The 11,362-nt window shown below is 58.3% G+C and carries 8 protein-coding genes and 1 pseudogene; 4 read left to right on the top strand and 5 right to left on the bottom strand.

Features of this window, described 5'->3' with window-relative positions; all coding sequences use genetic code 11:
• Positions 1–5 precede the first annotated feature (5 nt).
• Genes LDZ21_RS30410 through LDZ21_RS30405 form a run of 3 tightly spaced genes read left to right on the top strand, consistent with a single transcriptional unit; the run spans position 6 to position 722 of the window.
• Positions 6–479 carry a replication initiation protein gene (locus tag LDZ21_RS30410; RefSeq protein WP_244798061.1) on the top strand — a complete coding sequence of 158 codons (474 nt, stop codon included), beginning with the start codon at positions 6–8 and terminating at the stop codon, positions 477–479.
• Positions 442–528 carry a hypothetical protein gene (locus tag LDZ21_RS31370; RefSeq protein WP_342346310.1) on the top strand — a complete coding sequence of 29 codons (87 nt, stop codon included), beginning with the start codon at positions 442–444 and terminating at the stop codon, positions 526–528. Before LDZ21_RS30410 ends, LDZ21_RS31370 begins: the two co-directional genes overlap by 38 nt.
• Before the next feature lie 8 nt (positions 529–536).
• Positions 537–722 carry a hypothetical protein gene (locus LDZ21_RS30405; protein WP_244798060.1) on the top strand — a complete coding sequence of 62 codons (186 nt, stop codon included), beginning with the start codon at positions 537–539 and terminating at the stop codon, positions 720–722.
• A gap of 931 nt (positions 723–1,653) precedes the next feature.
• Here LDZ21_RS30405 and LDZ21_RS30400 read toward each other — a convergent pair.
• From LDZ21_RS30400 to LDZ21_RS30390, 3 genes are all read right to left on the bottom strand, one after another.
• Entirely contained in the window at positions 1,654–1,857 is a 204-nt protein-coding gene (locus tag LDZ21_RS30400; RefSeq protein ID WP_244798059.1) for a cold-shock protein, read from the bottom strand.
• 75 nt (positions 1,858–1,932) lie between these two features.
• Entirely contained in the window at positions 1,933–2,196 is a 264-nt protein-coding gene (locus LDZ21_RS30395; RefSeq protein ID WP_244798058.1) for a hypothetical protein, read from the bottom strand.
• A gap of 954 nt (positions 2,197–3,150) precedes the next feature.
• Positions 3,151–7,293 carry a CheR family methyltransferase gene (locus tag LDZ21_RS30390; protein WP_244798057.1) on the bottom strand — a complete coding sequence of 1,381 codons (4,143 nt, stop codon included), beginning with the start codon at positions 7,291–7,293 and terminating at the stop codon, positions 3,151–3,153.
• 203 nt (positions 7,294–7,496) lie between these two features.
• On the opposite strand from LDZ21_RS30390, the gene LDZ21_RS30385 reads away from it, so the two are divergent.
• The gene (locus tag LDZ21_RS30385; RefSeq protein ID WP_244798056.1) at positions 7,497–8,432 is read left to right on the top strand and encodes a chemotaxis protein CheB; all 936 of its coding nucleotides are present in this window, start codon (positions 7,497–7,499) and stop codon (positions 8,430–8,432) included.
• A gap of 1,423 nt (positions 8,433–9,855) precedes the next feature.
• Here LDZ21_RS30385 and LDZ21_RS30380 read toward each other — a convergent pair.
• Both LDZ21_RS30380 and LDZ21_RS31520 read right to left on the bottom strand, forming a co-directional pair.
• Positions 9,856–10,506, bottom strand: a pseudogene (locus LDZ21_RS30380) (IS110 family RNA-guided transposase); the annotation flags it as partial.
• 273 nt (positions 10,507–10,779) lie between these two features.
• Complete coding sequence (locus LDZ21_RS31520) at positions 10,780–10,848, bottom strand: hypothetical protein (RefSeq protein WP_425306872.1); 69 nt, start codon at positions 10,846–10,848, stop codon at positions 10,780–10,782.
• Positions 10,849–11,362 lie beyond the last annotated feature (514 nt).

Raw genomic sequence — 11,362 nt, 5'->3', positions numbered from 1 at the left:
ATAGATTGACAGAAGAATTGAACCCGTCAACCGGGGAACGCTGGATAACCATGTCCAACGCCCTTACCCACAAGCGGGGCGGGCAGCCGCTTAAGCCTCTGCGGGTTGATATGCGATGGGTGGGTCGCTGCACCTATCACGAGGGCGAGGGATGGGTAGAGCTAGCGTGGTGGCCGGAGATACTCTCCGCCCTGTTCGGCCTCAAAAAGAACTTCACCACGTACCAACTCCAACAGGCTACGGCCCTGCGGTCGGCGTACTCGTGGCGAATGCTAGAGCTACTCTCCCGCTTTCAGTCTACGGGTTGGGCGGAATACGACATTGAGGACTTCGCTACCGCAATGGACGCCACGGAGAAGCAACGCGCGGACTTTGCGAAACTGCGGACAAAGATCATCGAACCGGCTAAAAAAGGAACTGGAGGAAAAGGACGGCTGGAAAATCGGTTGGGAGCCGATCAAGGCAGGTCGCAAGGTTAAGGCTATCCGTTTCACGTTCGAACGAGCCCCGCAAGGGCGCTTGCTCTAGGAGAAAAATTGGAACAAGACAAACACGATTCCATTACGCTGCGCATCTACCGCGCGCCCTCGGGCCGATGGGCGGGCTGTCTCCTTGTCGGTGAGAAGGACATTGGCTCTTTCGACGGATACGACAGTCCCGAGGACGTGGAGGAGGCCGTGCGGGAAAGCGGCGTATATCCCGACCACGTAGAGGTGTACTGAGGCATGACGACACGCGGTAGCGTAGCCCTCGGGGACGTGGCTATCCTGAAACGGCGGCTAAACCACGTACGATGCCCCGCCCCTAGCCTGGCCCTTTCTGAGCGGCAAAAAGGCCGTATCCGCACCTATCCCGGTTAAAGGTACGACCTTGAGCTAGCCCCGGCAGATATCGCAGACCTTTGAAGCGGCGCTCCAACTGGCCTATGCGCGGCGGAATCGGTTGCTTCGAGTGGTAAACGGACATGCTGCACCGCAGCAAAACCGGCTTTTCCGGGCCGGAATTCCGCTCGAAATAAACCCCGGTTGTCTCAGTTTGGCCGAATGGTGCGCGGCCTCGTCCAGTGTGGTGAACTGGTTGATACTCATTCCACGGATAGCGAGGAAGTCCGTTAAGCCCTTCGTTAATCCGACCCGGATAGAAGACGCTGCGCGAGTCTATTGGGGCAACCAACCGCGTTGCGGCGCGTGGGCGCGTGTTGGTGGCCCGACGATGCGGACCGTCTTACGGCCTAGGACCCCGGACAAGCTCCTGAAGAGCTTCCCATCGGTCCAACTCATGCCCCAGCAGCACAAGCACATCAGAGGCTCTTAGCAAGTCCTCGAAGGATAGAGGCCTATTTTCAATCAACATCTGAAGCGTTGCGATCCGCGCTTCGTGTTGGGCTATTTGCTCCTTGATGACTTCCAAGGGCGGTGTTGGCTGAGTGTCCATATGGACACTGTAGGCGCTCAGGGTTCATTGGGGCAATAGCCGGGTTCGTGAACACAAAGTTCGCGGTTACTTTCACTGGGCACAAACGCCCCGTTGTGCGCGCGTGCCGCGCCCACGAGGCAGCAACTGGCACTCGAGGTCCGCCGAACCCAGGCTACAAGGGACCGGCGTAAAAGATGGGTGCTTCTCTGAGCGGGTTCACGCAGGCAGTGTTTTGCACTACAGCGGCTTGATGTTCGCCGCCTGCAGACCTTTCGGACCGCGCTTGGTTTCGAAGCTTACTTTTTGGTTCTCAGCCAACGACTTGAAACCCTCGGCACGAACCTCCGAAAAATGCGCAAAAAGGTCATCGCCCCCATTGTCGGGTGTGATGAAGCCGAAGCCTTTGGCATCGTTGAACCATTTGACCGTACCGGTTTCCATGATGATCCTTGAAGAGATAAGACTACTTTGGGGTGAGACACTGTGAGAGGTAGCCGGCCGGCGCATCGATCCTGGCTATGCCTGCAACGTTCGAAAAGCCGACTGCCGACGCGGCTGCGATTCTGTCTTCGGAACCGCCCCCTGATCGATCTCGTCCATCCCATGCTTCAAAGCAAACCGCCGTGCGTCGAGCGCGCAGGCGAAACTGCCTAATACTCCGCTGGCCGTTTGAATGCCGTCGCCATTCCGAAGAATCAGCATGGCGACATACATGCCATCGTCATAAGCTGCGAGTGGTCTGAGAACGAAACTCTTATAAGTAACCTCGCCGTTTTCCATCTATTTCTCCAAAACGAACGAATCATGTGATTGCCGACAGGCGCTTAAGTAACTTGTCCGCGTGCAATCCGATATCTGCGTCTAGCCTCTTGGCGCAAACGTCTAGGATGCGACGTTTCCAGTATTCAGGGTCAATAATGAATGAGGTGGCGAAGAAAGCGTTTCTACTAGGAAACGTTTCTAATCGTGCCAAAACCACTTCGATATGGAGAAGCTCGCTCCGGGCTAATGCATTCGCGTTCATGTGAACTCCGCTTATCGAAGTGTTCTTCGGCTGCGCCGGCTCGTGATGACAAGGCGTTATCGCGCAGGTGTTGAAGGAAGATTTCGCGTCGGTGTTCGCGGACGTAATGCTGGAAGATTAACGGGATCGAAATCAGCATCGCGGCCCCGGCCACCGCGCATCCAATAAACGTTTCCGTCATGCGTATCCTCACTTAGCGGCGGCTAACGCGGAACGTGTCGAACTGCAAACACTGGCTTTATCTAAACGTTTGAGACATTTTATCGAAACAAAAGGTGTGCACAATAGGTACGTCTGGGTGTTTACCCTTTCTTTCTAGATTATCTTCTATGAGTTTTCAATTTTCAACGACCGATCGTTTTAAACAGCGAAATTATTACTGATATTTCGTGTCTTAATTATATTAATAATATAACAGCGCGATTAAACAGCGCGCGTCAGTCTAGTGTTCCAGACGATGCGCTGTGAGAATTGATTTATGCACTTGAGTATTTGGTGCAAGCAAGGCGACCGACGTTGCGCGACCAAACCGGACGCGGAATACCGACAAGCTGGTATTTGTCGTGTCGCGAGCGGCGACCCGTTGCGGCGTTCCCCGTCCGGTGGCCCCGGGTGTCTTTTTCTGCAAAGAAGGGTCATTCGGCGGGCCCCGCCAGTTCAACGGGCCGCGAGATCGACTGCAAACACCACTTTGCCGACGTGCCCACTTGCTATGGCTGCTGCGTGATCGCTCCGATAACCTGCAGTAACGCAGTCAAGGTTACCGGTTTGCCGAGATGCGCATCGAACCCGGCGCGCAACGCCCGCGCAGCGTCCTGATCACGTCCGAACCCCGTCAACGCTATAGCGGGAGCTTTGGCCATATTCGGCCGCTTGCGCAGTGCCTCGATCAGTTCATACCCGCTCATGCCAGGCATAGCGATGTCCGACAGAATCAGATCGAATTGACGTTCCTCGGCCACGGCAAGTGCCTTTTGCGCGCTGGACTCAATGGTGACCTGGGCGCCTTCGATTTCGAGCAGCGCGCCAAACGCCTCCAGGCCTTCGATCGAATCGTCAACCAGCAGAACCCTGAGTCCCTTAAGGATGCTGGCGTCGGCAACACCCGGCGACTTCGAGCGCACGGCAAAAGGAGAATGCTTTGGTAACCATAACCGGAAACAAGCTCCCCGACCGACCCCGGCCGATTCCCCTTCAATCCTTCCGCCATGCATCTCCGCCAGTTGCTTTGTAAGCGACAGGCCAATCCCGAGTCCGCCGCTATCGCGTTTGACGCTCCCGTCCGCCTGACTGAACATGTCGAAGACCTTGGGCAAGAACTCCGGCGCAATGCCCTTGCCCGAGTCTTTGACTTCAATGCAGGCAAAGCGTTTATCTTCGGACAGAGCAACCCTAACACTGCCCCCACGAGGTGTGAATTTGAGCGCGTTGCGAAGAAGATTCCATAGCATCTGTTCGACCCGCACGGAGTCACCCTGAACGACAAGTGCAGTGTCGGTCCCGGACGTACTCAGCGCGATGCCGCTATTTTCCGCATCGGTAGCGCACGCTTCCGTTACGGAGCGAACGACGGCGGCGAGGTCCACGTCGGCGAAATTCAGGGCGAGCTTTCCCGTGCGTACCCGGGACAGATCGAGAAGATCGTCGATAATCTTTGCTTGACTGATGACAGAGCGCTGAATGGCCTGGGCCGCGTCCCAAACCAGAGGAATATGCCGTGCATCGGGAGCACGACTGAGCAGCTCGGCCTTCACGTGAATGAGATTCAGCGGATTCTTGAGTTCGTGTGACAGTACGGCGAAGAATTCATCCTTCTGGCGATTGATGGATTCGGCCTGCGCACGCGTCGCTCGCTCCAGTTCAAGTTGCATCTGCTGTTGACTCTCCACGCTCTTCTTATCGGTCATGTCACGAGCGATCTTGGCCAATCCGCTGAAGCCTTCGCTGGTGACTTTGGTCATCACCCCGCTGCAGTAAATTCTCCTGCCATCTTTACGTTGATGCCATCGTTCGTCTTCGGCACGACCAATCGCCTTTGCGGTCTCGCGTTCCCGACGTGGGACATGTCGCGCGCGGTCCTCCGGCGTGAAGATCAGATCGACGAGCTTGCCCAGCACCTCCGGTTCGTCATAACCAAACACGCGCTGTGCACCCCTGTTCCAGCTCACGATCCTGCCGTCCAGATCCTGGACGATGATCGCGTAGTCGTCGGTGGCGACTGCGGCAAGCTTGAGCCGTTCCTCTCCCAGACGAACCTCCTGCTGCGCGAGGCGTCGCTCCGTGATGTCAATCAGCGTCATCACAGCGCCGTCAATATGGTCCTCGCCGGTTCGGTAAGGCAGCAGCCGGATCAGATACCATTCACCGCTCGTCGTGCTAACTTCGCGTTGCGTAATCTGCAGGCTTTGGAAAGTAGCACGCGCGTCGGCGGCCAGCTCCGGATAGATGAGGCGATGCGTCAGGTCGAACAGCGAACGGCCAATGTCCGTTTCGATCAGGTTGAATAATCCGACAGCGGGTGCGGTGTATCGTTTGATGCGCATCTCGCTGTCGACGAAAATCGTGGCGATGCACGTCGACGCGATCAGGTTTTGCAAGTCGTCGTTGGCCTTCGCCGTTTCTTCGACCTTCGCCTGAAGCGCGCTGTTGACGGTGATGAGCTCCTCGTTGACCGACTGCAGTTCTTCCTTGCTCGTTTCGAGTTCCTCGGTCGCTGAGCGCATCTCTTCGTTAATCGCCTGAAGTTCTTCGTTTGAAGCCTTAAGTTCCTCATTTGAAGCATTAGATTGCTCAATGCTCAGTCGCAGGAGTTCCTTGGTGCGATGCAATTCGCCCTCAAGATGTGCGACGAGCGGATTTTGATCCGGGTTGCTCTGCTCTGCCTGGTCGGGGCGAGTCGTTTCCTCAACCTCATCGAAGAAAACCGTGCAGAACACCGCCGAGTCCGTAGCATCGTTGAACGGACGAACCGTCATGTTCACGTAGGAATGAGTGGCGCCGTGCGAGAACCGCACACGCTCGGCATCGACGCTCCTGCCGTTTTGCAGTGCCTGAAAGAGCGCGGCGCGCAATTCAAGCCCCAAATCAGGGTTGATGAGTGTGAGCAGATTGTGCGAGGGCTCACCACCGACATAGCGTAGGAATCGCCCGACGTCGTCGGACATGTGCAGGATCTCCGCGTTCCTGTCCACTAACACACTAGGCGGTGCGTACCGTTCGATCGCCTGCTGATGAAGAGTCGCGAAAGTCAGGCCTGCGGGGTCGCGCATCGGTGCCGGCGCGAGCGGGCGCGGCGCGGGGGCCTGATTGCCGGTCACAGCCGGCGACGAGATCGACGGGACCTTCGTGGGTAATATTCTTGCCCGATAAATGCGGTGTTTCTTATCGACCGTGCTGAACAGATCGTCCGCGATGTCGACCGACTCCGAGGTCCCCAGAAACAGGAAACCACCCGGCTCGAGCGCAAAATGAAACGTTTCGAGCACCTGACGCTGCACGCTACGGTCGAGATAGATCAGCAGATTGCGGCACGACACCAGATTGAGATGCGAGAACGGCGGATCGCGCAGCACGTTGTGAGGCGCGAACAGAACACTTTCCCGCAGCGCCTTGTTGATCACGTATCGGCCGCGCTCCAGCGTGAAGAAACGCCGCAGGCGCGCAGGCGGAACGTCGGTCAGAATTGACTCCGGGTAGCTGCCAGCCCGTGCGGCTTCTATCGCCTGCTGATCGAGGTCCGTTGCAAAGACCTGCAGCTTCGGTAATTCGGTGCTCTTTGTCTTGCCCTCGTTGAACAGCATGGCGAGCGAGTAAGCTTCTTCACCCGTGGAGCACCCGGCCACCCATGCGCGAACGGACTCACCCTCCGCCTTGCTGCCGATGATGGCTGGCACGACTTCACGCTCGACCGCCTCAAATGCCTCACGGTCACGGAAGAAGTTCGTCACGCCGATCAGCATGTCGCGAAGCAGCGCGCCTGTTTCGTCCGGATGGGTTTCAACGAAGCGCTGATAGGCAAGCACGTCCGGCAGGCCGTTGACCTGCAATCGGCGCTCGATCCGCCTCAATACCGTCGCGCGCTTGTAGTGCTGGAAGTCATGGCCAGTACGGACACGCAACGCCTTCAGGATGCGTTGCAGCGCGTGCTCTGCCGCATCCATGCCGTCTTCAGCCCCTTCTGCCGCCGTCCCGCTCGGGTCGACGTCGGCGGTCGGAAGACTTATCGAACGGGCGTTCCCGGCCAGTTCGATCAGCTTCTGCGGGATGTCGACAACCGGCAGCACGATGTCGACCTGCCCGGTTGCCAAAGCGTTGGCCGGCATCTCCCCGTACTCGGCATCCTCCGGCGATTGGGCCAGCGTAATGCCACCGCATTCCTTGACACGGCCGATGCCGACTGCGCCGTCGCTGCCCGTGCCTGACAGAACGACGCTAATCGCACGTTCGCCGTGTGCTTCGGCCAGGCTGCGAAAAAACAGATCGATCGCGACAGGTCCGCCCCGGCCGCGCTCGGCTGGCGTCACGGACAGGTAACCATCGGTCAGCGACAGCGCGGTCGCCGGAGATATCAGATAGACGTGGTTTTTCTCGACCGGCGTGGCCTCGGTCACCTGCAGGACCGGCATGCGGGTGACGCGCCGCAGAACGTTGTCGGCCTGGCTTTCGTGCGAAGGCGAAAGATGGAGGACAACCACGAACGCCATGCCCGGGTCCCGCGGCATGTGTTCAAAAAATCGGATTAGCGCTTGAACACCGCCGGCCGACGCACCGATTCCGACGATCGGAAAGTCGAGGGCGGAAGTTTTGCGAAGCGCTGCCGTCTGGTTGCCCGCAGCATGATCTGATTTTTCCATCTGACGAAGACAACCTAGACTTAAGTATCGACCAGTTTAATCTGATATGGAGCAGCAGAAGTAAGCACTGGTTTCTTCTAAAGACCGGCGCGCAGCAAGAACCGGAAGACCCGGGTCTAACGACATGGGTCTAACGGGGCGCATTTTTTCATGCTGATGCAAATGGCTCGTCGTTTGCTGGTCTGCTCGACGGAGGGGAACACATGGATCAAAGACGCAACGGAGGGCAGGTCGTGGTAGTGGCGGCGTCGCTGGGTGGGCTGCAAGCGCTGCAAGCGATCGTCTCCACACTGCCTGCCGATTTCCCGGCGAGTATGTTCATCGTCATGCATATTGGCACGTGGCCAAGCCAGCTACCCAAGCTGCTCGCCGCAGAGAGCTGCTTACCGGTCGTCCATGGCTCCCACGGTGCGGTCATCACCGCGGGGACGGTTTATATTGCACCGCCTGATCGGCACATGCTTCTTGCTGAGGGCAGCATTGTCCTGTCGAGCGCGCCGAAGGAAAACTTCACGCGGCCGGCCGCTGACCCGCTCTTTCGTTCGGCAGCGGTCAATTATGGTAACCGCGCAATCGGCGTTGTGCTCACCGGAAAACTGGATGACGGCGCAGCGGGATTGAAGGCCATCCATGCCTGCGGCGGCTATACGATCATTCAAGATCCGTCGACCTGCGTTGCTCCCGACATGCCCAAAGCCGCTCTCAAAGCTGTTCCACCCGGCGTGGTCGCTCCGATCGAGGACGTAGGCCCGGCCATCGTCAAAGCGTTGACAGACCATTCGTCGGAGGGTGTTGACATGAAAGAGAGAGCGCGCGCCGCGCTTGAGCTCAAAATTGCCGCCACCGGCCATTCATCGCCAGCCGAGCTGGAACGACTCGGACATCGCACGAGCTTGACCTGCCCGGACTGCGGCGGCGTCATTTGGCGCATCGGTGAGGGATATCCACTCAGGTATCGGTGCCATACAGGCCACGCCTTTTCCGCGATGTCGCTGGAGGCGGAGCAACGCTCAGGTGCCGAGAATGCGCTGGGTCAGCGGTTCGACGCCTGGAGGAGAAGCTGCTTCTTGCGCACGAGCAACTTTCTCTGGCGGAGACGACACACAGCGTCGACGTATCAGCGTTTCGTGCCGAAATAGCTCCGTTGGAGATCGCGATTGAGACGGTCAGATGCTTAGCGATCGAGTCGGTCGCTACACTCCCCAATCAAAGCGTTGAGTAATGCCGCGGCCGATCCGCCTGCGGCCGGTCGGTTCGGCGCGAGGGTCCAGGTGCTTGGCGGCGCTTGCCCGCAACATAAAGATCACCTTATCTCCGATTCGCTCGTTGCTGCTCTGCACCAACAACCACGAGTAACTGCATCTTGTTTGGTTGCCTAGGCAAGCGCCCTTCTACTGACTGATAGGTGGACAAACCTACTATCCGGGCCGCACCGAATGAGAGGCCCATTAGTAAGGGCTACGCGTACAAATTCAATTTAGCCGATCTGCCGCTAATCAGATCGCGCGGAGCTTCAGTTGCTTGTGGACCTCGGGGTCCACGTCTAGGTTAAGGCGGACAGGCTTAGTGAACCGCCCCTAAAACGAACTCCCCGGCGGCACCTCAGGCAATCGTGCGAGCAGAGGTCGTTCGATGGCTTAATTATGTTTAGGCCCTTGCTGCACTGCCGCACTGCTGGCCCCGTCGCTTCGCGTTATGTGGAATGGCGAACATCCTCGTTCTACCGGTCGATAGGTGCCCGTTGCTTAGCCAACTATCTGCCCCTCATTGCCAGCGTGACGCCTATATTGCAACGTGTCGAAAGATTTGCCCGCCGCTCTCGCCATAGCCGCGCCCACCAGCCCGCCTCGGCTTTCTCCGTGGGCGTCGTGGCCACAATCAACCGGTTTACCGCCTTGTCGAGGTGGCGCAGCGCATAAACTCGGCGCGGATGTGGGTTGCGTTGGCAATCGAGTGTGATGACAAGACAGGTCGGACCGGGACTCGCCAAACCGATAACGCATGCAAAGCAATCGCCGCGATTCCGGGCGTTGGCTTGCTGACAGCGACAGCTACCGTTGCGACCTTCCGCCGGTGCCAACCTGCTTGGGCACGAGACCGAGCTAGGCAGCAAACTCGCGCCCGGACCTGAAGGCCTTCGCGTCGCCCATGGGTGAAATCGAGGCACGGTCAGAAAACGAGCTGCTGGGCAAGGAGCGGCAGGCCCGACACCCTTTGGTCAACCGGAGGTCGTCGAAATGAGCCGCACGATCTCCGCTGGCACTGGCAAACCTTGTGCAACGGTTGCAGGTCGCGCGCCGCGAGCTCGCGCTGGAGTCAGCCATCAACCGGCTGGATCGCTTCGACCTGGTCATCCTGGACGATTTCGCATATGTCAGCAAGGGATGTCGCTCTACTGGCCGGGCGTCCCGGTCCCTGCTGCTTGCGCTGCAGGGCAGTACGGCGACGGTAGCTTTCGACGTTCAGTTCAAAGGAACAGCGGCTCATTCGGTGAGGTCGATGCCGTGCTGATCCTCCTGTGTCGGTGGCACGCCAACGCAGGCAACGCTAGCCGGCGTCAATCAACCCCGGCATCACCTGAATGTGGTGGCGTGGGTCTTTCATCCACGTCTGCAGACGCCGTTCAATGTCAGCGATCTGTTTGTCAAGCCGCTCAAGGTCGCTCCAGAGTTCGCGTAACGACTCAATCAGCATCGCCGGCAGACGCTCGGCCAGCTTCGCGAGCACGCCGGGAATCGCCTTGTCGAGCGCGGCGCGGCTCTTGGCCATTACCTCGCCGTATTCGGTCAGCAACCCCCGCAGACAGTTCATCTGCGCCGTTCGAAACTTGATCTTCTGTTGCCGCAACCGGTGCAGCGCCAGTACAGCCTGCTGCCCTTCTGTCTTTACTGCGACGGCCTTGCCGGGCATCTGCGTGGCCATCCAGATCGCACGCGCATCCGCCGGGTCATTCTTGTTGCCCATCACGAAAGCCTTGACGAACTTCGCCGGCATCAGTTTGACTTGATGGCCCATCTCGATTAATCGTCGCGCCCAGTGCTGGGCACCTCCACAAGCCTCCATGCCAATCAGACAGGGCTCGCGATTCGCGAAATGCTCAAGGAATACGGCACGCTTCAGTCGCTTGCTCACGATCTCACCTGAGTTAGCATCGACCCAATGCAGTTGGAAGACGTTCTTCGCGATATCCACCCCGACCGTCGTATACTTCATTTCGGACCCTCCGGTTCGCCTGTGAAGATCTCAATGATCTTCCATTTGGGCACTTTGATGCCGTCGGCCCGTGAGGGTCCCCTTCCTTCAGCCTCTCGCATCCGGTAGGTGGGGGCGTTCATTCCATTTGTCGCGCGTCTCTCATCCGGATTGTGGCGCCACAGGCTCGATCCGCCCAGAGTTCAAGGTTAAGCGAACAATGTTCAAAGTTAAGCGAATCTCGACAGCTCAAGCCTTTGTTCGTTATGGACCGCGAATCTCGCGCGGCTTCTGTTACTGCTGCTCGATCATGAAGCGATCACGGTTGCGAGCATTTGCGATCCAGCCCGGCGCACGGCCCATTCCGCTCCACGTCGCGCCAGTCTTGGGGTCGCGATACTTCGCGGTTGTACGCCCTTGAACGGTGCCTTGCGCTTTTTGCGGCGTTCGCCCGACGCGCGATTGCTCGTGTCGTTCGCGTCCAAAAGGTCCGCGAGCGTTAGTCCGCATTCAGCCAGCGTACTTTCGACCGCCGCCAAAACGGCGGACTTGTATTTCGCGTGTTCCGCCTCGATCGTTGCTTGCAGCTTCACCAGCGCCGCGTCTTTACCTCTTGCCATCGATATGCCTCAGTTTGCTTCCGGCGTCCGGCCGGTCGGAGCGCTGACGCGCCTGGTTTTATATCCGGGTGCGCGACATGGTTCGTATTGGGCGAAGTCTCATTCCCACGGGATCCGCCGGCCTAGCTTGCAGGTTCGTTGGCCAGATCAACTACCGGCTAAGCGGAGCTTGTCTTTCTTTCGGCAGCTGCTCGTCGGCTTCCATCCTGTGCATTGTTTTGGTTGCACAACCGATCGAATCCGAAAAGCTTCGCACC

The organism is Caballeronia grimmiae (assembly GCF_022879615.1).
Taxonomy (GTDB): domain Bacteria; phylum Pseudomonadota; class Gammaproteobacteria; order Burkholderiales; family Burkholderiaceae; genus Caballeronia; species Caballeronia grimmiae.
The sequence above is the reverse complement of the archived record's forward strand: the minus strand, read 5'-3'. Positions and strand labels throughout refer to the sequence as shown.